The sequence below is a fragment of the Nonomuraea jabiensis genome (assembly GCF_014204795.1).
Lineage (GTDB): Bacteria > Actinomycetota > Actinomycetes > Streptosporangiales > Streptosporangiaceae > Nonomuraea > Nonomuraea jabiensis.
Genome location: NZ_JACHMB010000001.1, coordinates 12,512,060 through 12,538,665 on the forward strand (window position 1 = coordinate 12,512,060; position 26,606 = coordinate 12,538,665).

The 26,606-nt window shown below is 72.4% G+C and carries 26 protein-coding genes; 13 read left to right on the forward strand and 13 right to left on the reverse strand.

Features of this window, described 5'->3' with window-relative positions; all coding sequences use genetic code 11:
• Positions 1 to 9: 9 nt before the first annotated feature.
• On the forward strand, positions 10 to 267 hold the full coding sequence (locus tag HD596_RS57020; protein WP_185077683.1) for a UBP-type zinc finger domain-containing protein: 258 nt from the start codon (positions 10 to 12) through the stop codon (positions 265 to 267).
• An 18-nt stretch (positions 268 to 285) separates the two neighbouring features.
• On the opposite strand, the gene HD596_RS57025 is transcribed toward HD596_RS57020, so the two are convergent.
• The gene (locus HD596_RS57025) at positions 286 to 1,860 is read right to left on the reverse strand and encodes a Na+/H+ antiporter (protein WP_313047376.1); all 1,575 of its coding nucleotides are present in this window, start codon (positions 1,858 to 1,860) and stop codon (positions 286 to 288) included.
• Positions 1,861 to 1,894: 34 nt separating this feature from the next.
• The gene (locus HD596_RS57030; protein WP_185077684.1) at positions 1,895 to 3,148 is read right to left on the reverse strand and encodes a hypothetical protein; all 1,254 of its coding nucleotides are present in this window, start codon (positions 3,146 to 3,148) and stop codon (positions 1,895 to 1,897) included.
• A 230-nt stretch (positions 3,149 to 3,378) separates the two neighbouring features.
• Between HD596_RS57030 and HD596_RS57035 the strand changes: the two genes are divergently transcribed.
• The gene (locus HD596_RS57035) at positions 3,379 to 5,379 is read left to right on the forward strand and encodes an ATP-dependent DNA helicase (RefSeq protein ID WP_185077685.1); all 2,001 of its coding nucleotides are present in this window, start codon (positions 3,379 to 3,381) and stop codon (positions 5,377 to 5,379) included.
• A 392-nt stretch (positions 5,380 to 5,771) separates the two neighbouring features.
• On the opposite strand, the gene HD596_RS57040 is transcribed toward HD596_RS57035, so the two are convergent.
• The 8 genes from HD596_RS57040 to bar all read right to left on the reverse strand — a co-directional run bounded on the left by HD596_RS57040 (position 5,772) and on the right by bar (position 12,246).
• Complete coding sequence (locus HD596_RS57040) at positions 5,772 to 6,524, reverse strand: SGNH/GDSL hydrolase family protein (RefSeq protein ID WP_185077686.1); 753 nt, start codon at positions 6,522 to 6,524, stop codon at positions 5,772 to 5,774.
• Positions 6,521 to 6,955: a type II 3-dehydroquinate dehydratase gene (gene aroQ / locus HD596_RS57045; protein ID WP_185077687.1), complete on the reverse strand. Its 435-nt coding sequence runs from the start codon at positions 6,953 to 6,955 to the stop codon at positions 6,521 to 6,523. The genes HD596_RS57040 and aroQ overlap by 4 nt, the downstream gene beginning before the upstream one ends.
• Positions 6,952 to 8,022, reverse strand: coding sequence for a 3-dehydroquinate synthase (gene aroB, locus HD596_RS57050; protein WP_185077688.1), 1,071 nt, complete (start codon positions 8,020 to 8,022; stop codon positions 6,952 to 6,954). The genes aroQ and aroB overlap by 4 nt, the downstream gene beginning before the upstream one ends.
• Positions 8,019 to 8,519, reverse strand: a complete 501-nt coding sequence (locus HD596_RS57055) for a shikimate kinase (protein WP_185077689.1) — start codon at positions 8,517 to 8,519, stop codon at positions 8,019 to 8,021. The genes aroB and HD596_RS57055 overlap by 4 nt, the downstream gene beginning before the upstream one ends.
• Complete coding sequence (gene aroC / locus HD596_RS57060; protein WP_185077690.1) at positions 8,516 to 9,697, reverse strand: chorismate synthase; 1,182 nt, start codon at positions 9,695 to 9,697, stop codon at positions 8,516 to 8,518. Before aroC ends, HD596_RS57055 begins: the two co-directional genes overlap by 4 nt.
• 43 nt (positions 9,698 to 9,740) lie before the next feature.
• A complete protein-coding gene (locus tag HD596_RS57065; protein WP_221520084.1) occupies positions 9,741 to 10,343 on the reverse strand; it encodes a prepilin peptidase in 603 nt (200 codons plus the stop codon).
• A 111-nt stretch (positions 10,344 to 10,454) separates the two neighbouring features.
• Complete coding sequence (locus HD596_RS57070; RefSeq protein WP_185077691.1) at positions 10,455 to 10,982, reverse strand: SseB family protein; 528 nt, start codon at positions 10,980 to 10,982, stop codon at positions 10,455 to 10,457.
• A 163-nt stretch (positions 10,983 to 11,145) separates the two neighbouring features.
• The gene (bar, locus tag HD596_RS57075) at positions 11,146 to 12,246 is read right to left on the reverse strand and encodes a barbiturase (RefSeq protein ID WP_185077692.1); all 1,101 of its coding nucleotides are present in this window, start codon (positions 12,244 to 12,246) and stop codon (positions 11,146 to 11,148) included.
• A gap of 158 nt (positions 12,247 to 12,404) precedes the next feature.
• Between bar and HD596_RS57080 the strand changes: the two genes are divergently transcribed.
• The 3 genes from HD596_RS57080 (at position 12,405) to HD596_RS57090 (ending at position 15,415) form a co-directional block, all read left to right on the forward strand.
• On the forward strand, positions 12,405 to 13,073 hold the full coding sequence (locus HD596_RS57080; RefSeq protein WP_185077693.1) for an alpha/beta fold hydrolase: 669 nt from the start codon (positions 12,405 to 12,407) through the stop codon (positions 13,071 to 13,073).
• A gap of 109 nt (positions 13,074 to 13,182) precedes the next feature.
• Positions 13,183 to 14,226, forward strand: a complete 1,044-nt coding sequence (locus HD596_RS57085; RefSeq protein ID WP_246555503.1) for an FUSC family protein — start codon at positions 13,183 to 13,185, stop codon at positions 14,224 to 14,226.
• 91 nt (positions 14,227 to 14,317) lie between these two features.
• On the forward strand, positions 14,318 to 15,415 hold the full coding sequence (locus tag HD596_RS57090; protein ID WP_185077695.1) for an FUSC family protein: 1,098 nt from the start codon (positions 14,318 to 14,320) through the stop codon (positions 15,413 to 15,415).
• A 26-nt stretch (positions 15,416 to 15,441) separates the two neighbouring features.
• Here HD596_RS57090 and HD596_RS57095 read toward each other — a convergent pair whose 3' ends face one another.
• The gene (locus tag HD596_RS57095) at positions 15,442 to 16,458 is read right to left on the reverse strand and encodes an aldo/keto reductase (RefSeq protein WP_185077696.1); all 1,017 of its coding nucleotides are present in this window, start codon (positions 16,456 to 16,458) and stop codon (positions 15,442 to 15,444) included.
• A gap of 91 nt (positions 16,459 to 16,549) precedes the next feature.
• On the opposite strand from HD596_RS57095, the gene HD596_RS57100 reads away from it, so the two are divergent.
• A complete protein-coding gene (locus tag HD596_RS57100; protein ID WP_185079391.1) occupies positions 16,550 to 17,101 on the forward strand; it encodes a TetR/AcrR family transcriptional regulator in 552 nt (183 codons plus the stop codon).
• Between the two features lie 13 nt (positions 17,102 to 17,114).
• Here the strand turns inward: HD596_RS57100 and HD596_RS57105 are convergent, their stop codons facing one another.
• Positions 17,115 to 18,281 (reverse strand): pyridoxal phosphate-dependent aminotransferase, encoded by a 1,167-nt coding sequence (locus HD596_RS57105; RefSeq protein WP_185077697.1) that lies wholly within the window; start codon positions 18,279 to 18,281, stop codon positions 17,115 to 17,117.
• A 118-nt stretch (positions 18,282 to 18,399) separates the two neighbouring features.
• On the opposite strand from HD596_RS57105, the gene HD596_RS57110 reads away from it, so the two are divergent.
• The 7 genes from HD596_RS57110 to HD596_RS57140 are packed head-to-tail and all read left to right on the forward strand — an operon-like array spanning position 18,400 to position 25,101.
• The gene (locus HD596_RS57110) at positions 18,400 to 20,103 is read left to right on the forward strand and encodes an alpha/beta hydrolase (protein WP_185077698.1); all 1,704 of its coding nucleotides are present in this window, start codon (positions 18,400 to 18,402) and stop codon (positions 20,101 to 20,103) included.
• A complete protein-coding gene (locus HD596_RS65425; RefSeq protein ID WP_185077699.1) occupies positions 20,100 to 21,020 on the forward strand; it encodes a DUF418 domain-containing protein in 921 nt (306 codons plus the stop codon). Before HD596_RS57110 ends, HD596_RS65425 begins: the two co-directional genes overlap by 4 nt.
• Positions 20,980 to 21,756, forward strand: coding sequence for a carbon-nitrogen hydrolase family protein (locus HD596_RS57120; RefSeq protein WP_185077700.1), 777 nt, complete (start codon positions 20,980 to 20,982; stop codon positions 21,754 to 21,756). The genes HD596_RS65425 and HD596_RS57120 overlap by 41 nt, the downstream gene beginning before the upstream one ends.
• 26 nt (positions 21,757 to 21,782) lie before the next feature.
• On the forward strand, positions 21,783 to 22,229 hold the full coding sequence (locus HD596_RS57125) for a hypothetical protein (RefSeq protein ID WP_313047394.1): 447 nt from the start codon (positions 21,783 to 21,785) through the stop codon (positions 22,227 to 22,229).
• On the forward strand, positions 22,226 to 22,624 hold the full coding sequence (locus HD596_RS57130) for a hypothetical protein (protein ID WP_185077701.1): 399 nt from the start codon (positions 22,226 to 22,228) through the stop codon (positions 22,622 to 22,624). Before HD596_RS57125 ends, HD596_RS57130 begins: the two co-directional genes overlap by 4 nt.
• 33 nt (positions 22,625 to 22,657) lie before the next feature.
• Positions 22,658 to 23,155 (forward strand): SigE family RNA polymerase sigma factor, encoded by a 498-nt coding sequence (locus HD596_RS57135; RefSeq protein ID WP_313047397.1) that lies wholly within the window; start codon positions 22,658 to 22,660, stop codon positions 23,153 to 23,155.
• A complete protein-coding gene (locus tag HD596_RS57140) occupies positions 23,152 to 25,101 on the forward strand; it encodes a hypothetical protein (protein ID WP_185077702.1) in 1,950 nt (649 codons plus the stop codon). The genes HD596_RS57135 and HD596_RS57140 overlap by 4 nt, the downstream gene beginning before the upstream one ends.
• Here the strand turns inward: HD596_RS57140 and HD596_RS57145 are convergent.
• Positions 25,098 to 26,582, reverse strand: coding sequence for a carboxyl transferase domain-containing protein (locus tag HD596_RS57145; RefSeq protein ID WP_185077703.1), 1,485 nt, complete (start codon positions 26,580 to 26,582; stop codon positions 25,098 to 25,100). The genes HD596_RS57140 and HD596_RS57145 overlap by 4 nt on opposite strands.
• Positions 26,583 to 26,606: the final 24 nt, after the last annotated feature.

Below are 26,606 nucleotides of genomic sequence, written 5' to 3' on the forward strand. Positions count from 1 at the left end.
ATTTCTCCTATGGCAATTTGCGAGCATCTTTCCCAGGCGGACGATCCGGCCGCGAAGACGCCGGAGGGCTGCGAGGAGTGCCTCGCCGTCGGGGGCCGCTGGGTGCACCTGCGGCGCTGCCTGGAGTGCGGTCACATCGGGTGCTGCGACTCCTCGCCGGCCAAGCACGCCACCCAGCACTACCACGAGACGGGCCACCCGGTGATCCAGTCCTACGAACGCGGTGAGGACTGGCGCTGGTGCTTCGTCGACAGCGCGATGGGCTGAAGGCCTGGCTCTTCCCGGCTAGCGCTCCAGGATCGCCTCCTCGAAGTCGAGCTGCGCCATCACGTCGCGCATCACCTCGTCGTCGAGGCGGCGTTCGTCGCGCAGCCGTACGAAGACCTGGCGCTCGGCCTGGAGCATGTCGCGGCGCAGGCGGCGGTAGAGGGCGCTGGGGGTCTCCGCGCCACCCTGCCCCGTGCCGCCGCCCAGGCGCTCCCATGCGGTGAGCGAGCGGCGCCAGGACTTCTCCCTGAGCTGGTCGATGACCTGCTTCTGGATCTCGTCGGGCTCGCCCTGCTCGGCGACGAGCCGTTCGAGCTCCGCCACCCCGGCCTCCAGCGCCGCCTGCTGGGCCGCCGCCTCGGCCAGGCGGTCTTCGTACTCCTCCCGCTCGCTCGACACGCGCAGCCGCCTGATCAGCGCCGGGAACGTGGTGCCCTGGATGAGCAGCGTGCCGATCACGGTCGTGAACGTCAGGAACAGCAGCATCGCGCGGTCCCGCGCGGGGATGTCCGGCGGGATGGCGAAGGCCGCCGCCAGCGACACCACGCCGCGCATGCCCGCCCAGCCGAGGATCACCGCCTGCGCCGAGGTGGGCGCGCTGTTCCTGCTCACCAGCTTCGTCAGGTACGTCACCGTGAACACCCACACGAACCTGCTGACGATCGTCACCGCCAGCACGGCGGCGGCGTAGCCCGCGACCGCCCACGGGTCGTAGCCGGAGATCCCCTGGATGACGGTCGTGAGCTGGAGCCCGATCAGGGCGAACACGATCGTCTCCAGCAGGAAGTCGGTGACCCTCCACACCGCGCCCGACACCAGCCGGGTGCCGAATCCCTGCAGGTGCATGCGGTTGCCCAGATAGAGGCCGACGATCACGACCGCGATCACGCCCGAGGCGTGCACGCTCTCCGCCGCCAGGTAGGCGGCGAACGGGATCAGCAGCATCAGCGTGTTCTCGACCAGGGAGTCGCGCGTGTGCCGGAACAGCCAGGCCAGCGCGAACGCCAGCGCCAGCCCGATCACCACGCCGCCCGCCGCGGCGAGCGCGAAGTCGCCGAGGCCCTCCCACATGTCCAGGGTGCCGCCCAGCGCGGCCCCGACGGCGACCCGGTAGAGCGTCAGCGCCGTGGCGTCGTTGAACAGGCTCTCGCCGACCAGGATGGTCAGCGCCCTGCGCGGCAGGCCCAGCCGGCGGCCGACCGCGACGGCGGCCACGGCGTCGGGCGGCGCGATGATCGCGCCCAGCGCGAACGCCAGCGCGAGCGGGAGCTGCGGCAGCAGCAGGTGGACGACCAGCCCGACGGCGGCCGTGGTGAACAGCACGAGCCCGACCGACAGCAGGGCCACGGCCCGTTTGACGTCACGCAGGCGCAGGTAGGAGCTGTCGAAGGCGGCGGAGTAGAGCAGCGGCGGCAGGAACACGTACAGCACGAGCTGCGGCTGCAGCGGCACCGCCGGCACCAGCGGCGACACGAGCAGGCCGGCGGCCACCAGCAGGAGGGGGGCGGGCCAGCCCCTGCGCCGGGCGACGGCCGCGACGCCGATCGCGCCGCCCGCCACCAGCAGCAGTTGCAGGCCCATGGTCGGGTTCACGGGAGGAGCGTACCCGGCTCCCGGACCCGGCGTGTCACCACTCCCTGCGGTCGCTCCGCTCGTGGTAGTCCGGCTGCTCGCCTGGCCTCAGGCGCTCGCCCGTGGAGAACATGGGGTCCACGATGTACGGGCGGGACAGCGGGTCGGGCTGCTGGTGCTCCTGCCGGCCCATGTTCAGCAGCGGGTCCACCGGGTTCGGCGCGGGACTCTGCTGGTAGGCGGCGTAGTCGTCGCGGACGGGCTGCGGGACGGGACGGGGCCGGCCCGCGCCCGGGATGCCGTGCATGGGGGTCCCGAGGCCCGCGGCGGCCGGGGCCTGCTGCGGCGGCGGCGGTTGCTGCTGCTGGTAGGCGTCGGAGTGCCTGGCGTAGGGATCGGACGGGTAGGGGTCGTTCTGGTACAGGTCGGGCCGGTGCTGGGGCGGCTGCTGAGGGGCCTGCTGGTGGGGTGCGGCCGCCTGGGAGGGGAAGCCGAGCGGGTCGGTGCTCAGCGGCGCCGGGCGGCGCTGGTCGCCGGGCATTTGGTAGACGGGCTCGTTGTCGATGTACTGGGGGCCCGTGAAGGGGTCGGGCTGGGCGGCCGGGCCGGCGTACTGGTGCGGCTCGGCGCTGTACTGCGGGCCGCTGAAGGGGTCGCCGGTGTACTGCGGGCCGCTGAGGGGGTCCCCGGTGTACTGGGGCCCGCTGAAGGGGTCGCCCGTGTACTGGGGGCCGCTGAGCGGGTCGCCGGTGTAGCGCTGCTGCGGGGCCGTCGTCTCCACGTACTGGGGGCCGGTGAAGGGGGCCCGCTCGCCGTAGGCGTCCCTGGGAGCCTCGCCGTACGCCGGGGGCATGGTCGGGGGCATGGTGTCCCTGGGGGCCGTGGTCTCGCCGTAGGAGGCCACCAGCTTGTCCTGGTGGGCCGGAGGGGCGCCCCTGGCCACGAGGACGTCGTTGGGCGACAGGGCGGCCGTGGGCCGCTCCTCGGACTGGTGCTGCGCCTGCGGCGGCTGCTGGACGGGCGGGGTCGGCCGCTGGTACTGGCCGGTGCCGGGAATGACCTCCGTGCCGGGGTCGTGCGCGGGCACGGCGGGCTGCTCGCCCGTGGCCTCCGCGAAACCCTCGTCGAGAGTGTCGAGCAGGCGCCCGACGTCCTCCATCGGCATGCGGAAGCTCGCGGTGCACATCTCGCCGCGCCAGAGGCTCAGGACCAAGGTGCCCTCATGCCACGTGACGCGGAGACACCGCTCCTGACCTCGTGCATCGAAGAACACTTCGCCGAACGACGGCAACGGGACAACTTCCGACATGGCAGACATACTGCTTTAACCAGCCTTTTCCCGTCCACTCAACCCCGGAAAACCCTCTTGAACCGGCCTTCCCATCTACACCGGGAACCCCTTTGGTCACTCTGGGTGAAGACCCTCTCCTACCCGTCGGAGTCCCGATCGCCCAGTGTGCCACGGGTGCCGCCACGAGGATCCGGGAACGCCGGGATGCATCTGGCCGATCACAGCGCGTTCGGCACGGCGACCCCGGAATGCGGGTAGCGTTTACTGCCGTGCCGGACTCCCATCTCCCGTCTGCGGACGAACTTCTCAAGGTTGCGGTGAACGCTCTCGGAGGGAGCGAACGGCAGGGCCAGATGACCATGGTCCAGGCCGTGCAGCAGGCCATCGACGGCGAGCAACACCTGGCGGTCCAGGCCGGCACGGGCACCGGGAAGTCGCTGGCGTACCTGGTGCCGTCGATCCGCCACGCGATGGACAGCGACTCGCCCGTCGTGGTCTCCACGGCCACGATCGCGCTGCAGCGCCAGCTCGTCGACCGCGACCTGCCCCGGCTGGCCGAGACGCTGGGCAAGGAGCTGCCGCACGAGCCGACGTTCGCGATCCTGAAGGGCCGCCGCAACTACCTGTGCCGCTACAAGGCGACGGCGGGCTGGCCCGAGGAGGACGAGCAGGACCAGCTCTTCGACCCGCGCGAGGTGAGCGCGACCGGCCGCATGGTCCAGCGCATCCAGGAGTGGGCCGACGAGACCGAGACCGGCGACCGCGACGAGCTCGTGCCCGGGGTGAGCGAGCAGGCGTGGCGGCAGTTCTCCGTGAGCGCGCAGGAGTGCCTCGGGGCCAGCCGCTGCCCGAGCGGGGCCGAGTGCTTCGCCGAGCTGGCCAGGGCGCGGGCCGGCGAGGTGGACGTCGTGGTGACCAACCACGCGCTGCTGGCCATCGACGCCATGGGCGACCTGCCGGTGCTGCCCGAGCACGAGGTCGTGGTCGTGGACGAGGCCCACGAGCTGGTCGACCGGGTGACCTCGGTGGTGACCGGCGAGCTGTCGGAGCTGACCGTGGCGCTGGCGGTGCGCCGGGTGGGCAGGCTGATCGAGCAGGGGATCGCCGACCAGCTCATGGAGGCGGGCGAGGACCTCAAGGCGCTGCTGGCCGCCGCGCCGCCCGGGCGCATCGACGAGCTGCCGCAGGTGCTCGGGCTGACGCTGGCGCTGGTGCGCGACTCGGCCGCGCGGTGCGTCACGGCCATGGGGCCGCGCGGCGCCGACAAGGACGACCCCGACAAGGCGGGGCAGCGCAAGGCCGCGTTCTCGGCGCTGGACGAGGTGCACGACACGGCCGTGCGCATGCTGGAGGCGTACGGTCACGCCTCGGAGTCCGACCGCGCCGAGGTGGTCTGGCTCGACGCGGGCACCGACCGGCGCCCGCCCACGCTGCGGGTCGCGCCGCTGACGGTGAGCGGCATGCTGCGCGACAAGCTGTTCGGCGAGCGCACGGTGATCCTCACCTCCGCCACCCTGGCCCTGGGCGGCACGTTCGACGCGCTGGCCGCGCAGTGGGGGCTCGGCGACGGCAAGGGCTGGCAGGGCATCGACGTCGGCTCGCCGTTCGACCACCCCCGCGCGGGCATCCTGTACGTCGCCAAGCACCTCCCCCAGCCCGGCCGCGACGGGCTGCCGCAGCAGTACCTGGACGAGATCGCCGAGCTGATCGAGGCGGCCGGGGGGCGCACGCTGGGCCTGTTCTCCTCGATGCGCGCCGCCAAGGCCGCCACGGAGGCGCTGCGCGAGCGGCTGGACGTGCCGCTGCTGTGCCAGGGGGACGACTCGACGATGCTGCTGGTCAAGCAGTTCGCCGAGGACGAGCCCACCTGCCTGTTCGGCACGCTGTCGCTGTGGCAGGGCGTGGACGTGCCCGGGCCCTCGCTGCGGCTGGTCATCATCGACCGGGTGCCGTTCCCGCGCCCGGACGACCCGCTGACGTCGGCCCGGCAGCGCCACGTGGCGGCCAGGGGCGGCAACGGCTTCATGGCGGTCGCGGCCAACCACGCCGCCCTCCTGCTCGCCCAGGGCGCCGGCCGCCTCCTGCGCGCCCAGGACGACAAGGGCGTCATCGCCGTCCTGGACCCCCGGCTCGCCACGGCCCGCTACAGCGGCTTCCTCCTGGGCTCCCTCCCCCCGTTCTGGCGCACCACGGACCCCGCCATCCCCCGAGCGGCCCTGAAACGCCTGGCCTCCGAATCCCCCACCTGACCGACCCGGCCCTCTCGAACGCCGCCGCGGCGGGCGGGCATGCGACGGGCCCGGCATCACACCCGACACGCCCCAGCCCACGGCGCACGGCGGCACGGCGCACGGCGGCACGCCTGGCCGACTCGCGGCGCGGCGGCGCGGCGTCCACCATCCGCGCCGAACGCGAGCCCGAGCCACCGGGCGCCGGTCCGGCGAGAAGGCGTGCGGCGGGGCCCGGCGCAACGCGGGCGGCGGGAAAGGAAGGAAGCACGGACCCGGTCCGGCTTTTCACCACCCAGCCGGTCAAGCGTGCGCACCGTAACGGCGCTCAGCCGGTGAAGGGTCAGCGACCGTTTCCTGGAAGGCCACCAGCCGAAGTGCGGCGGGTGGCCTGCCCGTGCTCAGCCGTAAACCTAAAAGGCAGTAAGGTCAGGACGCTTGGGAGAGAGCCCGTCGCCGGAGGAGACGCCACGCAGCCGGCGGGACACCCACGGAACGAGGTGCTCGCGGATCCACTGGGCGTCCTCGCGCCGCCGCGCCCGCGGGTCGACGGTGCGGGACGGCCAGTCCTTGCGCCAGTCCTCGAACGGCACCCCCAGCACGTCCAGCACCCGCGCCGCCACCAGCCGGTGCCCGTCCTCGTTCATGTGCAGCCGGTCCGCGCTCCACGCCCGCCAGTCGCGCAGCCCCTGCATCGACCACTGATCCACCAGCCGGCACCCGTAGAGGTCGGCGATGGAGCGCACGTGCAGGTAGAAGACCGCGAAGCGGCCGCGCAGCCGCCGCATCAGCGGCGTGTCGCGCGGGTCCACCCCCGTGAACAGCAGCACGTCCGAGCCCCCGGAGCGCAGGTCGCGCACGGCGCGGGCGAGCTTCTTGGCCATCACGTCGGGGTCGCTGCCCGGCCTGAGCAGGTCGTTGCCCCCGGCGCAGAGGCTGACCAGGTCGGGGGCCATCTCGACGGCCACCGGCACCTGCTCGGCGACGATCTGGTCGAGCAGCTTCCCGCGCACGGCCAGGTTGGCGTAGCGGAAGCCGGGTTCGTCGGCGGCGAGCCGTTCGGCCACCCGGTCGGCCCAGCCACGGTAGTGACCGTTCTGACCGGGGTCGTTCAGTCCTTCTGTGAAGCTGTCGCCGAGGGCGACGAAGGACTTGTAGTGCCTCATGAGGTGGTGTTCATCTCCGCGATAGCGTGCAGCGCAAGGACGTACGACTGTAGTCCGAAGCCCGCGATGGTGCCCGTCGCCACCCCGGCGACGACGGAGTTGTGGCGAAACTCTTCCCTGGCGGCCGGGTTGGAGATGTGAACCTCGACGAGCGGTGCCGTGCGCATGGCGATCGCGTCGCGCAGGGCGTAGGAGTAGTGGGTGAAGGCGGCCGGGTTGAGCACGACCGGGATGCGGCCGTCGGCGGCCTCGTGGATCCAGCCGATCAGCTCGGCCTCGTCGTTGGTCTGGCGCACCTCGACGTGCTCGCCGAGCTTCCTGCCGGTGTCGCGGCAGAGCGTGGCGAGGTCCTCGAACGTCTCGGCGCCGTAGATGTCGGGCTCGCGGGTGCCGAGCCTGCCCAGGTTGGGCCCGTTGAGGACGAGGATCATGCGGAGATCTCCTTGTAGGCGGCTTCGAGCAGCTCTTCCGAGGGGCCTTCGAGCCGGCCCGGCTCGGCCAGGCCGTCGAGGACGACGAACCGCTGCTTGGCGCCGCGGTTCTTCTTGTCCAGCCGCATGTGGTCGCGCAGGGACTTCCAGGCGTCGGCGCGGTAGGCGGTGGGCAGGCCGACGCTCGTGAGGATGGATCTGGTGCGCTCGACCAGGTCGGCGCGGCCGGCGAGCTTCGACAGCTCGGCGGCGTAGACCATGCCGATGGCGACGGCCTCGCCGTGGCGGATGGCGTAGTGCTCCTCGCGTTCGATGGCGTGGGCGAGGGTGTGGCCGTAGTTGAGGATCTCGCGCAGGCCCGCCTCGCGCAGGTCGGCGCCCACGACGTCGGCCTTGACCTGGATCTTGCGCTCGATCAGCTCGCGGGTGTGGGGGCCGTCGGGCCTCGTGGCGGCCTCCGGGTCGGCCTCGACGAGCCTGAGGATCTCCGGGTCGGCGATGAACCCGCCCTTGATGATCTCGGCCAGCCCGGCCACGTAGTCGCGCTTCGGCATGCTCGCCAGCGTGGACAGCTCGCACAGCACCCCGGCGGGCGGCAGGAACGTGCCCACGAGGTTCTTGCCCTCGGGGGTGTCGATGCCGTTCTTGCCGCCGACGGCCGCGTCGACCATGGCGAGCAGCGTCGTGGGCACGAGCACGACCTGTACGCCGCGCAGCCACGTGCCCGCCACGAACCCCGCCAGGTCGGTCGTCGCGCCCCCGCCCACGCCCACCACGGCGTCGGAGCGGGTCACGCCGGCCCGGCCGAGCGCCGACCAGAGGCCGGCGGCCACCTCGACGGACTTGGCCTGCTCGCCGTCGGGCACGGGCAGCTCGACGACCTCGTAGCCGGCCGCGCGCAGCGCCTCGCCGACCGGGCCGGAGATCTCCGGCAGGGTCTCCGGGTGGATGACGGCGACCGTGCGCACGCCGGGCTTGAGCAGCGTGGTCAGCTCGGCCAGCACGCCGGTGCCGACCACCACGTCGTACGGGCTGTCGCCGCGTACGTGGATCCTCGTGGCACTCATGCGGGAAGCCCCTTGATGATCTCGTCGGCGAGCTCCTCGGGCTCCCGCTTGTCCGTGACCACGGTCGCCACCGCCAGCCGCTCGTAGACCGGCCGCCGCTCCTCCATCAGCTTCTTCAGCTGGCTGCGCGGGTTGAGCACGAGCAGCGGCCGGGCCGAGGCGAGCCCCACCCGCTGGACCGCGTCCGACAGCCCCACCTGCAGGTAGACGACGTGGTGGCCCGCCAGCAGGGCCTGCGTCTCCTCGTTGAGCACGGCGCCGCCGCCCAGCGACAGGATCCCGTCGTGCTCGGCCAGGGCGCGGCGCACGGCCTCGTGCTCCAGCTCGCGGAAGCGGGCCTCGCCGTCCTCGACGAAGATGTCGGAGACGGGCTTGCCGGCGACGGCCTCCACGTCGGCGTCGGTGTCGCGGAACCCGACGCCGAGCCGCTCGGCGAGCAACTGCCCGAGCGTCGTCTTACCGGACCCGGGGGGACCGATCAATACAATCCTGCTCACTTGATCACCATCGAAGACAGGTAGCCGGACAGGTTGCGGGCGACCTCCTCCACGGAGTCGCCACCGAACTTCTCGAGCGCCGCGTCGGCCAGCACCAGCGCGACCATGGCCTCGGCCACGATGCCGGCGGCCGGCACGGCGCACACGTCGGAGCGCTCGTGGTGGGCCTTGGCCGCCTCGCCGGTCTTGACGTCGATCGTGGCCAGCGCCCTGGGGACGGTGGAGATCGGCTTCATGGCGGCGCTGACGCGCAGGATCTCGCCGTTGGTCATGCCGCCCTCGACGCCGCCCGCGCGGTTGGTGATGCGGCGCACGCCGTCTTCCGCGGTGTACTCGATCTCGTCGTGGGCGCGGGAGCCGGGCCTGCGCGCGGTCTCGAAGCCGTCGCCGACCGCCACGCCCTTGATCGCCTGGATGCCCATGAGCGCGCCCGCGAGCCTGGAGTCGAGCCTGCGGTCCCAGTGGGTGTAGCTGCCCAGGCCGGGCGGCAGGCCGTAGGCGAGGACCTCGACGACGCCGCCGAGCGTGTCGCCGTCCTTGTGGGCCTTGTCGATCACGGCGATCATGGCGGCGCTGCCCTCGGCGTCGGAGCAGCGCACCGGGTCCTCGTCGATCCTGGCCAGGTCGCCGGGGCCGGGCAGGGTCTCCGCGGGGCTCTTCGCGCCGCCGATCTCGGTGACGTGGCTGACGATGTCGACGCCCAGCGCCTGCTTGAGGAAGCGCCTGGCGACCTCGCCGAGCGCGACGCGGGCGGCCGTCTCGCGGGCGCTGGCCCGGTCGAGCACCTGCCTGGCGTCGTCGAACCCGTACTTCTGCATGCCCGCCAGGTCGGCGTGGCCCGGACGCGGGCGGGACCGGGGCGCGTTGCGCGCGAGGCCCTCCAGCTCGGCCGGGTCGACCGGGTCGGCCGCCATGACCTTCTCCCACTTGGGCCACTCGGTGTTTCCGATGCGGATCGCGACCGGGCTGCCCATCGTGCGGCCGTGGCGGACGCCGCCCACGATCGTCACCTGGTCCTGCTCGAACTTCATCCGGGCACCCCGGCCATAACCGAGCCTGCGGCGGCGCAGGGCCTCGTCGATGGCGGCCGTGGTCACCTCCACCCCGGCCGGCAGGCCTTCAAGGATGGCGACGAGTTCGGGGCCGTGGGACTCTCCGGCGGTCAACCAGCGCAACATGCGTACAAGTCTTCCATGTGCTGCCTAGTGAGATGTCCCGCGTTCACCAGCCGAGACAGAGTGTCGTGAACGCGCCCAGCAGCATGAACGGCCCGAACGGGAACTGGGTGTCCCTCGTCCCGCGCCCGGACAGCAGGAGCGCCAGGCCGTAGAGGGCGCCGAGCAGCTGGCCGCAGAAGGCCGCGACGATCCACGCCTGCCAGCTCAGCGCCGCGGCGGCCATCCCGATGAGCCCGGCCAGCTTGACGTCCCCCAGGCCCATCGCCTCCGGCCTGATGAACCAGAGCAGCCCGTACACGGCTGTCAGCGCCACCCCTCCGGCCAGCGCCCTGGGCAGCTCTCCCGTCGGCGCCAGGGCCAGGGCCATGATCGGGTACGCCGGGAGCGTGATCGCGTCGGGCAGCAGGCTGGTACGCCAGTCGACGACCGCCAGCGCGGTGCCGATGAGGGCGAAAGGCACGTACGGCAGCCCGAACCGCCAGGCGACCAGCGCGGCCACGGCGGCGGTCACCAGCTCGACGCCCGCCCCCGGTCGCTGGATCACCGCGCCCTGGTCGTAGTGGGCCGGGCCCTCGTCGTAGGAGTCGGCCAGCCCGCGGATGTGGCGTCCGCAGATCAGCCCGGCGAGCGCCATGAGTGCGACCACGAGCCGACCTTAATGCGCCGCCCCCGCCCGCGTGGGGCCGTTCACTCCACCCGATCTCCCCGCCGCAGCGCCCCTCCCGGACGCGCCGTCTCCTGGGAGCTCCAGGACGCGTCATTTCCTGGAGAACCACCGGCGGCGCCGGACCGGCTCCACCTTGGCGACGGTCACGCCGTCGAGCCGATCGACGGTCCCCGACTCGACGGCCGCCAGGGCCTCCAGCACCGCCCCCTCGATCACGAACTGCACCGGTCCCGCCACGTCCACCACGACCGCCGCAGCCTTCTCCTGCACCGCCGCCTGGCACACCTGCAACGCCGTGGCCTGGATCGGCCGGGCGTCGGGCCGCCATCGGGCCAGCGCCTCGCTGCCGGTGAACGCGAGCACCGCCTGCCTGCCGTCCGCCCCGACGAGCTTGGGCAGCGCCATCTCGCTCTCCTTCTCCTGCCGCAGCCCGTGCGCGCCGACCTCGCTCTCGGTCAGCAGCGCCACGACGGGCACCAGCAGCCTGGCGCCGCTGAGGGCGTTCAGCACGTCGGCGGCGTCGGCGGCGCCCTCCTGATAGGAGGCCAGGGCGGCGGCCACGGCGGGCGCGGCGCCGCCGTCGTCATGGGGATCGAGAGGTCGCGGGATGCTCGGCACAACCCCCGAGACTACCCGCGCCCACCCCTGCCCCCGAGCCGCGCCTGTTCCGCGCCGTCCGCGGTGATCCGGTGGTAGCGGCGGCGCGGGCGGCCCGCCACCACCAGCGCCCTCGGCGTGGGCCGGGCGATGGCCCGAGCTCACCGCCCCCCTGGCCGTGACCTCACCCCTCGGGCCCCAGGTCGGAGATGGCCGCCACCGGGCCGCCACCCGAGGGGCCCTGGTGGACGGCCGCCACCGAGACGAACACCGCCGGGTCGCCCGTGACCGAGGCGGCCACCCCGCCCACCGTCGCCTTGATCTGCCGGTGCCAGTGCACGTCCGAGTCGTCCAGCATGATGTTGCGCCGTCCGCGAACCCGGCCGGACGGGTCGGCCTCGCACTTCATGAACACGTTCACCAGCCGCCCCCCGAGGTCCGACGGGTGCGGGCGCTCCGGCAGCGGCAGCCCCGAGTCCCTGATGGCCTCCCAGATGCCGTCGGCGTCCAGGGCGTCCTTCATGACGCTGTGGCCGATGCGGTAGCGGCCGCCGATCCCCCGTACGTTCCCCACCAGCACGATCTGCGCCCGGTCCAGCTCCACCCCGGACGAGCACGAGGCCACGGACGAGTACAGCGACAGGTCCTTGTGGATCTGGTCGGCGCGCGGCATGTCGATCTCGCCGAGGGCGACGGCGACGCCGAGGGCGGTGGTCGAGTTGGACAGGTCCATGGAGGGGCCGGTCTCCTCGATGGCGGTGTCCTGGCCGCGGCTCTTGGCGTCGGTGATGGTGGCCAGGGTGAGCAGAGGCGTCTTGGTCTGTACGTAGTGGACGTCGCGCGGGTCGTCGATGCCGGCGATCTTCATGGCCTCGCGTACGCCTGCCGCGACCTTCTCCACCATGGCGGGCCTGCCGATGTCCTCGGGCAGGATCACCTCGCTCATCGCCACGCCCACCGACAGCCGCGGCTCGTCGGACGGGAGCGCGTCGGCCGTGGTGGCGAAGATGGTGGCGTGCGGGCTGAGCACGCCGTCGGTGCCGCCCGACCACACCAGCGGCACGCTCTCCGGCGACGGATGCCCGTGCTCGGCCAGCACCTCGCGGAAGGCCCGGTCGGCGAGGATGCGCGTGTAGTCGTTCACGCCGCCGTTGCCCTCGGTCTTGCCGACGACGGCGAGCACCCGGCGCGCCTCGATCACCCCGTCGGCGATGAGCCGGGCGAGGCCGGAGGCGTCGGTGACGCTCTCGATCGGCACCTTGCGTACTTCAATCGGGTCCGGCATGTGACGCCCCTTCTCCGTTACCGGTCCTCCCCGCCCTCGCGACGCTATCCGAGCCGGTCAGCGGGGTTCATGGTCAATGTCTGCCCATGAAGGCCGCCGACGATGTCAAGGTGCGCTCAGCGCCACAGGCCGGGGAGGCCGGCGATAGGGTCGCCGGTGTGATTCGCGAAGCACACGTCAACGGGTTCAAGCTCGTGTACCGGGAGGAAGGCGACCCCACCGCTCCCCCGCTCCTGCTGATCCACGGCCGGACCGCCAACCACAACGACTGGAACGGCATCACCCAGCACTTCGCGGCGCGTTACCACGTCATCGCCCTCGACCTGCGCGGGCACGGGGCCAGTGACCACCGGGGCCCGTACGAGCTGCCGGAGATGGCCGGGGACGTCGTCGCGCTGCTCGACCACCTGGGCATCGGGCGCGCCACGCTGGTCGGGCACTCGCTCGGGGGCGTGGTGGCCTACCACGTGGCCATGAACCACCCGGACCGGGTCGAGCGGCTGGTGCTCGAGGACGCGCCACCGCCGCTCCCCTTCAAGAACCGCCCGCCGGTCGTCGAGGACGATTCGACCGGGTTCGACTGGCGCATGATCCACGACACCGAACGGCAGCTGGTCGGCCCCGATCCCGCCTGGCTGGAGGGGCTCGGCAGGATCACGGCGCCGACGCTGGTGCTGAGCGACGGGGAGGGGAGCCCCGTGAACGCCCGGGAGGTGGCGGCGCGGATCCCGGGGGCGCGGCTGGTCACGATCGACGTCGGGCATCTGATCCACACCACGGCCCGCGACCGGTTCCTGCAGGCGGTGGACACCTTCCTGGCCGGCTGACGGGCCGCGCCGCAGCTCATCACGCCGTAACCCTGGTGTCACGTATGCACGGCAGGGTAGGGGCGTGGTTGACATGCACGTACATCAGCGTCTGGGCAGACTGAGGCTGATGGCCCCCACGATCGGCCAGTGCGCGGCCGGAGCCGCGATCGCCTGGCTCGTGGCCAAGGACCTGCTGGGCCACAGCCGCCCGTTCTTCGCGCCCATCGCTGTCGTGGTCTGCATCGGCGTGGCGCTGGGCCAGCGGATGCGGCGGGTGGTGGAGCTGGTCGTCGGGGTCACCCTCGGCGTCGGCGTCGGCGACCTGCTGGTGTCGCGGATCGGCTCGGGCGCCTGGCAGATCGCGCTGGTGGTGGCGCTGGCCATGGCCGTGGCGGTGCTGCTCGACAGCGGCTCGCTGATCGTCCTCCAGGCGGGCTCCTCGGCCGTGCTCGTCGCCACGCTCCTGCCGCCGAGCGGCAGCGGCGGGCTCGACAGGATGGTCGACGCCCTGGTCGGCGGGCTCATGGGGCTCGCGGCCGTGGCTCTGCTGCCCACCAGCCCGGCGGCGCTGGCCAGGAGGCACGCGAAGGGGACGTTCGGCGCGCTGGCCGACGCGTTGCGGCAGATCGCCGAGGCGATCGAGAACCGCGACGCCCGCGTGGCCGCCGACGCGCTGGAGGAGGCGCGTGGCAGCCAGAAGAACGTGGAGGAGTTCAGGCAGGCGCTGGAGACGGGCAAGGAGATCGCCACCATCTCGCCGCTCCACCGCCACCGCCGCCCCTTCCTCGACGGGTACGAGCAGGCGGCCGTGCCGCTCGATCACGCGCTCAGGAACGCCAGAGTGCTGGCCAGGCGGGCCATCGTGGCGCTCGACGGCCCCGGCGCCCTGCCGCCCCGGCTGCCGCACGAGCTGCGCGACCTGGCCGACGCCACGCTCATGCTGCGCGACGACCTCGCCGCCGGACGCCCGCCGGAAAGGGCGGGCCGGGCGATCCTGTCGGTGGCCTCGCGGCAGGGGGCGGAGCGCTGGGGCTTCTCGGCGGACGTGATGACGGCCCAGCTCCGGTCCATCATCGTGGACCTTCTCCAGGCGACCGGGATCGATCGGGACGAGGCGGTCGCGACCCTGCCGCCGCTGGACGTCCACCCCGACGACCGATCGACCAAGTGACTCCCCAGGAAATCCACTCAACGCCCGACGAAAAGGACGTAGCTGGGGCAAATGTGACCTCAATGTCATATAGATCCGCCAAGGTAGAAGGGTGCGAACCAGGCTCAGCGATCATGTGAAGGAACGGCTGGGCACGTTCGGCCTCATGGCACCCTCCATCGCGCAGTGCGCGGTGGGCGCCGCACTGGCCTGGATCATCGCCATGGAGCTGCTCGGCCACCCCCGCCCGTTCTTCGCGCCGATCTCGGTGCTGATCTGCGTGGGCGTCGGGCTGGGGCAGCGGCTGCGCAGGGTGGCCGAGCTGGTGATCGGCGTCAGCCTCGGGGTGGGCATCGGCGACCTGCTGGTGTCCTGGATCGGCTCGGGCGCCTGGCAGCTCGCGCTCGTGGTGGCGCTGGCGATGACCGTCGCGGTGCTGCTGAACAGCGGGGCGCTGTTCGTCGCGCAGGCCGGGTCGTCGGCCGTGCTGGTGGCCACCCTGGTGCCCGGCGACGGGGCCGGCGGGCTGGACCGGATGGCCGACGCGCTCACCGGGGGCATCGTCGGGATCATGGCGGTCGCGCTGCTGCCCGCCAGCCCGTTCACGATTGCGGCCAAGCACCTGTCCGGGGTGCTCGACGCGCTGTCCACGGTGCTGGAACGAGCGGCGGAGGCGATCGAGAAGCGGGACGTGGAGCTGGCGGCGGAGTCGCTGGAGGAGGCGCGGAACACGCAGGAGGCGGTGGAGGAGTTCGAGCAGGCGCTGGAGACCGCCAAGGAGATCACGATGATCTCGCCGCTGCACTGGCACCGCAAGGCCAGGCTGGCGCGCTACGAGACGGCCGCCGTGCCGGTGGATCTGGCGATGCGCAACGCCCGGGTGCTGAGCAGGCGTACCCTCGCCTCGCTCGGGGAGGCCAGCCCGCCGCCCACCGCCCTGGCGGAGGCCCTGCGCGAGGTCTCGGAGGCGGCGCTGCTGCTCCAGCTGGAGCTCGGCGCCGGCCGGGAGCCGACGCTGGCCCGCCAGGCGCTGCTGGCGGTGGCGGCCCGGGAACGGCCCGACGGGCTCGGCTTCTCGGCGCACGTGATCATCGCGCAGCTGCGTTCGGTGGTGGTCGACCTGCTGCAGGCGACCGGGATGGAGCACGAGGCGGCCACCGAGACGCTCACCCCCTTGGACGAGCCCCGCGACGAGGCCGGCCGCCGCTGACCCGAGGCGGGGCGGTCGCCGGCGGCTCAGCGGGGGACGAGGTGGAAGAACGAGCCGTCCATGGGGCCGAGGTCGCGGTGGGAGATCTCGTCCAGCCGGGCCACCGCCTCCTCCGGGAGGTCCAGGTCGAACGCCGCCAGGTTCTCCCGGAGCTGCTCCACCGATCGCGGGCCGATCAGCACCGAGGTCACCCCGGGACGCCGCGCCACCCAGGCCAGAGCCACCGCCGCCGGTGCGGCGCCGAGTTCGGCCGCGACCTTGACGAGCTCGTCGGCGATGTCCAGGTTGCGGTCGTTGAGCAGCGATCGGCCCCAGCGGTTCGCGCCGGGGAGGGAGTGGCCGAGCAACCTGCCCATGCGGCTGTCGGGGTCGGGGGCCTGACCGTGCCGGTAGCGGCCGGTCAGCACGCCGCCGCCGAGCGTCCCGTACACGACGGCGCCGACTCCGTGCCGCTCGCACGCCGGCAGGATCTCCGCCTCGATCACCCGCTGGATGAGCGAGTACTGCGGCTGCAGGCTCACGAACGGCGTGCCGCCCACGCGGGCGGCGGCCCACTGCGACTCGACGAGCTGGGCCGCGGTGAAGTTGGAGCAGCCGAGGTAGCGGACCTTGCCCGCCTTGACGAACCCGTCCAGCGTGGCCATCGTCTCCTCGATCGGCGTCGCCGGGTCCCACTGGTGGCACTGGTAGAGGTCCACGTAGTCGGTGCCGAGGCGGCGCAGGCTGGCGTCGAGGGCTCTGGTGAGGTGGCGCCGCGACAGGCCGCGCCCTTCCGTGCCCACCGGCATGGCGCCCTTGGTGGCCAGCACGACCCACTCGCGCCTGCCCTTCAGGGCACGGCCGACGATCTCCTCCGTCTCGCCCCGGTGGTACAGGTCGGCGGTGTCGATGAAGTTGCCGCCCGCGTCGAGGAACGCGCCGATGATCCGGCCCGCCTCGGCCTCGTCGCTGGCGGCCAGGCCGTGCTCGGTGCCGAAGTTCATGGTGCCCAGGCAGGCCCGGGAGACGCGCAGGCCGGAACGGCCGAGATTCAGGTGGTCCAAGGGATTCCCCCTAGAATCGGAATGATTGTTCCGGATGTTGACCATACGGAACAGCGGTTCCGCTTGTCAATGAGGAAAGGGGCTCCCTGTGATGCGTGCGGACGCGCGGCGCAACCGCGCCCGGGTGCTGGAGGCCGCCGAAGTGGTGCTGGCCAGGGACGGGCTGTCCGCGTCGATGCGCGAGATCGCCTCGCTGGCGGGGGTGGGGGTCGGTACGATCTACCGCCAGTTCCCCGCCAAGGAGGACCTCTACCAGGCGATCGTGGTCGACCGGATGGCGCGGCTGGCCGCGCTGGCCGACGAGCTGGCCACGGCCCCGGACGCCGGGGAGGCGTTCTTCGAGTACTTCACGATGATCGTGGAGGATTCGACCGTCAAGAAAGTGCTCGTGGACGCCCTGGCGGCGGCGGGGATCGACGCCAAGGCCGGGACGCCGGACATCCGGGGGGCCATCGAGACGCTGCTGGTGCGGGCGCAGGGCGCCGGGGCGGTCCGGGGGGACGTGGGCATGGCGGAGCTGCTGGCGCTGCTGAGCGCCACCTGCCTGGCGGCGCAGCACCACGGGTGGGACGAGGACCTGCGGACGAGGACCCTCGCCATCGTCTTCGACGGCCTGCGCCCCTCGCCCGCGACGCCCGCCTGAACGCTGAAGGCGGTCAGGTCGAGAGGTGTTTGAGGCGGGTCACGGCCTCGTCGATGACCTCGTCCTTCTTGCAGAACGCGAACCGGACGAAGTGCCGCCCCCGGTCGGCGTGGTCGTAGAAGACCTGGGTCGGGATGGCCACCACGCCGGCGAGCTCCGGCAGGCGGCGGGTGAGTTCGAGGCCGTCGGTGAAGCCCAGGGGGCGGATGTCCGTCTGGACGAAGTACGTGCCGGAGGGCCGCAGGACGGAGAAGCCCGCGGCCGCGAGGCCCTCCATGAGGCGGTCGCGCTTGTCCTGGAGGCCGGCGCGTAGCGCGGACACCCATTCGAGCTCGTGCCGCAGCCCGTACGCCACCGCCAGCTGCCACGGCGCGCTCGAGGTGAACGTGAGGAACTGCTTGACCGTCTGCACCGCCGTGACCAGGGTGGGAGGGGCGCAGATCCACCCGGTCTTCCAGCCGGTGACCGAGAACGTCTTGCCCGCGGACGAGATCATCACCGTGCGCTCGCGCATGCCGGGCAGCGTGGCCAGCGGGATGTGCTCGACGCCGTCGAACGTCAGGTGCTCGTACACCTCGTCGGTCACCGCGATCAGCCCGCGCTCCTGGCACAGCTCGGCGATCGCTTCGAGCTCGGCGCGGGTGAAGACGGTGCCGGTGGGGTTGTGCGGCGAGTTGACGAGGATGACGCGGGTGCGCGGGGTGACGGCGGCGCGCAGCTCGTCGGGGTCGAACGTGAAGCGACCCTCCACCGGCCGCATCGTGACGGCGACCAGGCGGGCCTGGGCGAGCGCGATCGAGGCCGCGTACGAGTCGTAGTACGGCTCGAAGGCGATCACCTCGTCACCCGGCTCGCAGAGGGCGAGCACGGCCGACGCGATGGCCTCGGTGGCCCCCACCGTGACCAGGATCTCGCCCGCCGGATCGTAGGAGAGGTCGTAGTGGGCGGAGCGGTGTTCGGAGATCGCCCGGCGCAGCTCCAGGATCCCCGGACCCGGCGGGTACTGGTTGGCGCCCGCGGTGATCGCCTGGACCGCGCGGTCGAGCATGGCCGCGGGCCCGTCGGTGTCGGGGAAGCCCTGGCCGAGGTTGATGGAGCCGGTCTCGGCGGCGAGCGCGCTCATCTCCGCGAAAATGGTCGTGCCGAAGGCGCGCATCCTGGCAACAAGTGGTTCGGTCACGGCACTCAGGCTATGCCCGGCGGGAAAGCCGCTCATCATTCCGCCCCCTGATGTCCCCCTGATGTCCCCCCGATGTCGCGGACGGGCGCCCGGCGCGCCTTGTCGGTAGTCTCGTCTCGTGATCATTCGGGTCGTGCTAGCCCTCGCATTGACGACGCCCCCTGTCATGACCCCGCCGGACGCGGGCCCGAGCGCCTGCCCGGTCGCCATGCCGCCCCGTACGACGTGCGGTTTTCTCGAGGTTCCCGAGCGCAGGGACGCGCCGGAGCGGAAGATCAAGGTGGGGTACGCGGTCCACGCCTCCACCGCCAAGGACCGCAGGCCCGACCCCGTGGTGTACATGAGCGGGGGCCCCGGGTCGGCGTCCATGCAGCTGACGGGTTTCCTGAGCCAGATGTTCCCCGATCGCGACGTGGTGACGATCGAGCAGCGCGGCAGCAAGTACTCCGAGCCGGTCCTGGGGTGCCCCGAGACGGCCGAGGCGCTGCTCGGGCAGCTCAGGCGGCCGCCCGCCGACGTGGGCGCAGCGGCCGTCCGCTGCCGTAAGAGGCTCCAGGAGCAGGGCGTCGACCTGCGGGGATACAACACGAAGGAGATCGCGGCCGACGTCGTCGCGTTACGGGAGAAGCTGGGCTACGACTCCTGGAACCTGTTCGGCGTCAGCTACTCCACCAGGGTCATGACGGACGTGGCCGCCGCGGACCCGAAGGGCGTGCGGTCGGTGGTGCTGGACTCGTACCTGCCGGAGAGCGTCAACTGGTACGACGACGCCGACCGTAATCTGGCCGACACGGCGGCGCGGCTGAACATGAAGGACGCGTTCGAGGCCATGACGGCCCGGCTGAACGCCACGCCCGCGCGGGTGACGACGACCGACCCGCTGCTCGGCAAGGCGTTCGAGGCGCGGATCAGCGGTGACGACGTGGCCACGATCATGGCGGAGGCGCTGCACGAGGCGGACTTCGCGGCGGTCGCGCCCACCATGGTCGGCGCGCTCGCGAAGGGCCACGACGAGCTGCTGCGGGCGATGGCCGACGCGGTGGGCGGGGGGCTGGTGTCGCACGAGTTCGGGCTGTATCACGCGGTGCAGTGCCAGGACGAGGTCCCGTTCAACACCTACACCACCAAGTCCCGACTTTTCACCGTAAATGGGGACAAGGCGGTGTGTGATGCTTGGCAGCTCCCCAAGTCCAAGCCCGTCAACGCCACCGCCAAGGCCCCCACGTACGTCCTGGGCGGCCAGTACGACCCCACCACCCCCACCCGCACCACCAGGCCCGCGGCCGAGTCCCTCCCCGACGCCCGCTTCGAGGAGTTCCCCCGCGCCTCCCACGCCGTCTTCCTGACCAGCGCCTGCGCCCGCCGCAAGATCGTCGAATTCCTCGAAGACCCGAAGAACGACACGACCTCCCCCTGCGCCGACGACGACGCCGGGCAGCCGGGCGACCTGCACGTGACCGGCGCCCCGTACCAGATCTCGAAGTCGCCCTGGCTGGCCGCGCCCTTCGCGCTGTTCGCCCTCGTCTCCCTGATCCAGCTGGTCGCGGGCGCGCTGCGGGGCCGGGCGTTGGCGGCGTTCGGCGGGCTGACCGGCGTGGCCTTCGCCGGGCTGGTCGGGCAGTCCGTGTACGCCCTGGTCACCAGGAACGAGACCGCGCTCGCCGTCGGCGTGCCCGGCACGGCCGTCCTCTACACCTGGATCGCCGCCGCCTCGGCCGTCCTGACCGCCGCCGCGCTCCTGCGCGACCGGCGCTGGCCGCAGATCGCGGCGGCCGCCGTCGGCGCCGGATTCCTCGTATGGTGGTTGGCCTGGTTCCTGTGACGCGCATCCGTGAGCTCGACGCCCTCCGCGGTTTCGCGGTGGGCGGGATCATGCTGGTCAACACCTGGCAGCACAACGCCAAGGAAGCGCGCAACGGCGTCGACTGGGTCATCGAAGCGCTGTTCCAGAGCCGGTTCTACCCGATCTTCTCGCTGCTGTTCGGCATCAGCTTCATGCTGTTCCTGCGCGGGAACAGCCGCTGGGCGCTGCTGAGCAGGCTGTTCTGGCTGTTCTGCCTCGGGCTGGTCCAGCACACCTTCTACGAGGGCGAGGTGCTGACCGACTACGCCGTCTACGGCGCGGCGGTGCTGCTGCCGGCCTCGTTCCTGACCGGCGGCCTGCCGGTGCTGCTGCTCGGGCTGGGGGGGCTGGTCTGGGGGCTACAGGTGGGCGGCGGGGCGTTGCTGATCCCCGGCCTGTTCCTGATCGGCATGGGGCTGTGGCGGCTGAGCCCGTCCAGGTCGCTGCTGCTGCCGTCGTTCGCGGTCACCGCGCTGGCCGGCGCGCTGCTGACGGCCGCCTGGGCGAGCCAGGGCGGGTGGATCCTCTACAGCACGGCGGCGCTGGCGGGGGCGGCGGCGTACTCGCTGGGGCTGCTGCTGGCGCTGCGGCCGTGGTTGTCGGCGGTGCTGGAGCCGCTCGGCAGGATGGCGCTGACGAACTACGTCACGGGCACCGTCGTGATCGTCCTGGCCACCCCGCTGCTGAACACCGACCCGACGCGCTGGTCGGTGGTGGCGCTGGCGGCGGTGACCGTGGCGGCGCAGGTGCTGTTCAGCAGGTGGTGGCTGGCCAGGTTCAGGTACGGGCCTCTTGAGTGGATCTGGCGGTGCCTGACCTGGTTTCGAGTGGTGCCCAACCGGTTAGAGTCGGGCCGTGACCGAAATCGCCCTCTGCCAGATCCCGGTGTCTCCTGACCCGGCCACGAACCTGAAACGGGTCCAGGAGGCGCTCGCCCGGGCCGAGGGGGCCGACCTGGCGATCTTCCCCGAGGCCACGCTCACCCGCTACGGCCGGCGCATCACGGACCTGGCCGAGCCGCTGGACGGGCCGTTCGTGTCGGGCCTGGCGGAGACTGCCAGGAGGCACGGGCTGGCCGTGATCGCCGGGGTCTTCGAGCCGGGCGACGACCGCGTGCACAACACGGCCGTGGCCATCGACGCGCAGGGCGCGGTGCAGGCGGCGTACCGGAAGATCCACCTGTTCGACTCGTTCGGCGCGAAGGAGTCCGACCTGGTCGCGCCCGGCGCGGAGCCGACCGTGGTGGAGCTCGCGGGGCTCAAGGTCGGCCTCGTCACCTGCTACGACGTGCGTTTCCCCGAGCTGGCCAGGGCGCTCGTGGACAAGGGCGCCGAGCTGTTCGCGGTGATCGCCGCGTGGGGCTCCGGGCCGCTCAAGGAGGACCACTGGGTCACCCTGGTCAGGGCCCGGGCGCTGGAGAACACGATGTGGACGGCCGCCGTCGGCCAGGCGCCCAACCCGGCCGAGTCGTCCGACGGCTACGGCGTGGGCCGCAGCATGCTGGTCGATCCCCTGGGCGTGATCCGCGCCGACCTGGGCACCGCGCCCGGCGTGCAGACCGTGCGGGTGGATCACGAATGGACAACAGCGGCCAGGGCGACCCTGCCGTGCCTCCAACACCGGGTTCTCTGAGGTTCAACCGATCGTAAAGTAGTACCGTGAGCGGAACGCAGATGCAGAAGGTTGTCCCGCCGCGTCTGCTCGTGCCATACCTGTCGGGCAAACGCACGGTGATCTCGGGTTACGTCTACCGCGTGCAGGACTGCGTCAGGCTGACCACGCCTGAGTCGCTCTACCACGGGCTCGACCTGTCCTTCGACGGGTCGGAGCTGTTCGCCGAGGTGCCCGAGCTCTACGTGATGCGCTGGTACGCGCGCGACGTCGACACGTACGCGGTGCCGTACGGGCCCCACATGGGTGGCGACTGGAGCGACGCGCCGCCGTTCGCCGGCAACGGGTTCACGACCTCGTCGGACCACGTGGTGCCGCAGTTCCACACCGTTCCGATGCCGATCCCGGCGGGGGCGGAGATCGTCCACGTCACCGCCGACGGCGAGCGGCCCTTCGCCGAGTACGACGGCCTGACCTGGCGGCCCGCGGCATGAGCAACGAAGAGATCATGCCGGTGGCGTCCGGCTTCGTGGCACGCTTCGACGGTCGCACGCTGCCCGCCGCCCTGGGTCCCGACAACGACCAGGTGGTGCTGTTCAGCGAGGTCGAGCTGGACGGGTTCGATCCCGCGTCGGGCTACTGGCGCAGGGTGGTGGCCAGGTCGCAGGTGGAGTGGCTCGTGCTGATCCGCACGGTGGGGGCGTTCGGCGGCGAGCCGTGCATCGTGATCGACGAGGACGACGACGGGCTGCACATCGCCTACACGGGGCACAGCGGGATGAAGGCGGAGGCGCTGGGCTACTGGCTGGTCGACCACGGCGCCTACGAGGTCGTGGTGCCCCGCGAGGAGGTCTTCTCCATCCGCGTCGAACGGATTCCGGTCCCGTAGTCAACCTGACGCCGTTCCGGGTGTCTCTATGGCGTGACCGAAACAGCGACCATGGCGCAGCCGTCGTTCGCCGACCTGTTCGCGGCCCAGTACCACTCCCTGGTACGCCTGGCCGGGCTGCTCGGCGCGGACGATCCTGAGGACATCGCCCAGGAGGCGTTCGCCCGGCTGCACACCAGGCGGTTGCGCGACGACGGGGCCGCCGTGGCCTACCTGCGCGCGACCGTCTGCAACCTGACGCGCAACCGCCTGCGCCACCTCAGCCTCGTACGACTGCGCCGCCCCGACCCTCCTGAACCGGAGCGCAGCAGCGAGCACGCCGTGCTCACCTCCGAGGAGCACCGCGAGCTGCTGGCCGCCGTGGACCGGCTGCCGCGCCGCCAGCGCGAGGCCCTCGTCCTGCGCTACTGGCTGGACCTGTCGGAGCGCGAGATCGCCGACGCCATGGGCGTCTCGCCCGGATCGGTCAAGACGCACGCGAGCCGGGGCCTGGCGGCCCTGGGCAAGGCGCTGAAGGAGGAGGACGCGTGAACGACCTGGAAGAGCGCCTTCGAGCCGCGTTCGACGCCCGCGCCCGGGCCTACGAGCCCGACCCGCACGCGTGGGCGCGCATCATGGAGCGCCGGCCGCGGCGCCGACCGGCCCGGTGGCTGCTGGCCGCGCTGCCGGTGGCACTGCTGACGGTGTTCGTTCCTGTGCTGCTCAACGGGGGCCTGGGCAGGAACACCGCGATCGACCCGACCGGGATCTACCAGCACCTCATGAAGGAACGCACGCCTCTCGGCAAGGAGGCGTCCGTCGACAACCCCTCCGAGGGCAAGCCGCTGCGGATCTGGTTCGCCAGAGGGAAGCTGGGCTATCCCGAGGTCTGCTACATCGTCGAGCGGGCCGCCGGCGAGCCGTACGGGGCCTGCGTCGAAGCCGTCGAGTGGCGGAACGCGGACGCCTGGTACGTGGGCAGCACGCTGCGGGACGGCGCGGGGACCGCGATGGACTGGGGGCTGGCCCTCCAGGACGTGGGCGCGGTGGCCGGGGTGACGAAGGGCGGGCAGGAGTTCCAGGGCACGGTGCGGAGCCTGGACGGCGCGCCCTACCGGCTGTGGACCGTGACGTATCCGTCCCAGGAGCCCATGTCCAAGATCCGGATCTCGGACGTCCAGGGCAAGGGGCTCGGGTGGTGGTCCCGCGACGGCCTGTTCCTGCCGGACGGGCAGCCCATGAGCGCGCCCATGGAGCTGTCCCAGGGCATCTCCGTCCAGCCGTACCGGACGAAGGAGGGGACGCGGCTGACCTGGTCGCGGCACGGCGCCGAACTCGCCTCGCAGGTGCCCTCCGCGACGGACCAGGCAGTGACCATCAGCGGACGACGGGACATGATCATCGGCCTCGCCCGCAAGGACGTCGCCAGGATCGAGGTCTCGTTCGGCGGCGGGAGCACGGCGAGCGTCGTGACCAGGCCCGACCCCTGGAACCTGGGCGTCACGCTGTTCGCCGCCATGAGCCCGTCCGACGACCGGGCCGAGGGCCGCCGCGTCACCGCCTACGACGCGTCGGGCAAGCAGGTCTGGAGCCAGGACGAGCCGGCCAGGAAGGAGCCGTCCGAGCCCGACAAGGTCGCCGGCGAGGTGATGAACCTCCCGGGCACCGAAGGCTCCGGCCGCCCGGTGCGCATCTGGTTCACCCGGAGGTCCGACGGCGGGGACGGGTTCTGCTACACCGGCGGGCCCGGCCCGACCGACCAGGGCATGACCGGCTGCTTCATCAGCTTCGCGCAGAACTCCTACCCCTTCCAGCAGGCGACCACCTACCTGCCGGACCCCGGCGCCGACATCTACTTCGGCCCGGCCCTCGCGGACTGGGAGTCGGTCGAAGCGGTGCTCCTCGACGGGCGGCGGGTGCGCGCCTCGTTCCTGCGCGGCAAGGGCGCCCCGTACTCGGTCTGGCACGTCAGCGTCCCGCGCGGCACCGAGGTCGGGGGCTTCGTCGTGAAGGCGAAGGGCAGGCCGGACAAGCAGGTCCCGAACTACAGCAAGAGCTGCGCGAAGCAGGCCGCGAGGTCCGAGGCCTCCCCCCAGACCCTGCCGGCGGGCATCACGGCGCTGCTCGTGCCGGGCTGCGCGGCCTTCTGGGAGAACGGCGAGATAGTGCCGGCGCTGCCGGGGCCGCTGCCCGGCGCGCGGCTGAGCGACCTGCTCGACGCCGCGCGGCCGGTCCAGTGGATCAGCGGCGAAACGGCCTGGTACGGCTACGCGACCGCGGGCACGGCCAAGGTGGAGCTGCGCATGAAGGGCGGCGCCTCCGGGACGGCCGAGGCTGTCCCGGACACATGGGGGCAGAACGTGACGTTGTTCGCGGCCCCGACCCCCAAGGGAGCCCCCAAGAACCGCAGCGACATCGTCGCCCTCACGGGCTACGACGCCGGCGGCAAGGAGCTGTGGCGGTACGAGCTGCCCAAGCGGGGCGCCCCGAAGTTCTAGCCGAGGTTGCGGAAGCGGGCCCGGCGGGCCGCGAAACGGTCCGCCGGGCTCAGCTCCAGCAAGTTGGCGATCTCGTACTCCAGCGCCCGCCCCACCCGCTCGCAGAACTGGCGCGGCTCGTAGGCGGCGTCCGGCACCTCCGGGACGACCCGGTCCACGATGCCGTCGCGGCGCAGGTCGGTGGCGCGGATGCGCTGGGCCTGGGCGATCTCGGGCGCGAAGTCCACCGAACGGTAGAGGATGGCCGAGGCGCCCTCCGGCGGCAGCGGCGACAGCCAGGCGTGCTGGGCGCAGAGCACCCGGTCGGCGGGCAGCAGCGCCAGCGCCGCCCCGCCCGCCCCCTCCCCGAGCAGCAGGCACACGGTCGGCGCGTCGAGCATCACCAGCTCGGCCAGGCAGCGGGCGATCTCGGCGGCCAGCCCGCCCTCCTCGGCCGCCTTGGACAGGTCGGCCCCGGCCGTGTCGATCACCGTGATCAGCGGCAGGCCCAGCTCGGCCGCCAGCCGCATGCCGCGCCGGGCCACCCTGAGCCCGGCCGGGCCGAGGGGCGAGTTGGTCCGCTGGACCCGCCGGTCCTGGCCGAGCACCACCGCCGGCGCCGTGCCGAACCTGGCCAGCGCGAGCAGCAGCCCCGGCTCGTTCTCGCCCTCCCCGCTGCCGCTGAGCGGGGTCACGTCGGTGGCGGCGAGCTTGAGCAGCGTACGCACGCCGGGCCGGTCGTCGCGGCGCGAGCGGGTGATGGCCTCCCACGCCTCCACGGGCCGCAGGTCCTCCTCCGGAGGCGTGCCCGCCGCCACCCGGGACCTGTCGTCGGCGAGCACGCTGAGCGCCCTGATCGCGACCTCCCGCGCCTCCTCGGCCGGGACCACCGCGTCGATCAGGCCCTTGCGGTGGAGGTTCTCGGCGACCTGCACGCCGTCGGGGAACGGGTAGCCGTGCAGCGACTCGAACACCCGCGGCCCCATGAACCCGATCAGCGCCCCCGGCTCGGCCGCCGTGACGTGCCCGAGCGACCCCCACGAGGCGAACACCCCGCCCGTCGTCGGATGCCGCAGGTAGACCAGGTAGGGCAGGCCCTCGCCGCGGTGCAGCTGGATCGCGGTGGTGATCTTCACCATCTGGACGAACGCGAGCGCGCCCTCCTGCATGCGCGTGCCGCCCGACGCGGGCGCGGCCAGCACCGGCAGCCGCTCGCGGGTGGCCCGCTCGACGGCGGCCGTGAACCGCTCGGCCGCCGCCACCCCGATCGAGCCCGCCATGAACGAGAACTCGCAGGCCACCACGGCCACCCTGCGGCCGCCGAGCAGCCCTTCGCCGGTGATGACCGACTCGTCGTAGCCGGACTTGGCGCGGGCCGCGGCCAGCTCGTCGGCATAGGGGGAGCCGGGCTGCGCGGGGTCGGCGGGCGGCGCGTCCCACGACTTCCACGACCCCCGGTCGAGGATCGTTTCGATCAGTGTGCGCGCGTCCGGACGGCTCACTATCGCTCCCTAAATGTCGGCCAG

Coding starts and splice junctions, on each gene's coding strand:
- bar (WP_185077692.1), bottom strand. CDS start 12,246: ATGCCGGACCCGATTGAAGTACGCAAGGTGCCGATCGAGAGCGTCACC.
- HD596_RS57100 (WP_185079391.1), top strand. CDS start 16,550: ATGCGTGCGGACGCGCGGCGCAACCGCGCCCGGGTGCTGGAGGCCGCC.
- HD596_RS57040 (WP_185077686.1), bottom strand. CDS start 6,524: ATGAGGCACTACAAGTCCTTCGTCGCCCTCGGCGACAGCTTCACAGAA.
- HD596_RS57030 (WP_185077684.1), bottom strand. CDS start 3,148: ATGTCGGAAGTTGTCCCGTTGCCGTCGTTCGGCGAAGTGTTCTTCGAT.
- HD596_RS57130 (WP_185077701.1), top strand. CDS start 22,226: ATGAGCAACGAAGAGATCATGCCGGTGGCGTCCGGCTTCGTGGCACGC.
- HD596_RS57035 (WP_185077685.1), top strand. CDS start 3,379: ATGCGGGTAGCGTTTACTGCCGTGCCGGACTCCCATCTCCCGTCTGCG.
- aroQ (WP_185077687.1), bottom strand. CDS start 6,955: ATGATCCTCGTCCTCAACGGGCCCAACCTGGGCAGGCTCGGCACCCGC.
- aroC (WP_185077690.1), bottom strand. CDS start 9,697: ATGTTGCGCTGGTTGACCGCCGGAGAGTCCCACGGCCCCGAACTCGTC.
- HD596_RS57085 (WP_246555503.1), top strand. CDS start 13,183: ATGGCCCCCACGATCGGCCAGTGCGCGGCCGGAGCCGCGATCGCCTGG.
- HD596_RS57020 (WP_185077683.1), top strand. CDS start 10: ATGGCAATTTGCGAGCATCTTTCCCAGGCGGACGATCCGGCCGCGAAG.
- aroB (WP_185077688.1), bottom strand. CDS start 8,022: ATGAGTGCCACGAGGATCCACGTACGCGGCGACAGCCCGTACGACGTG.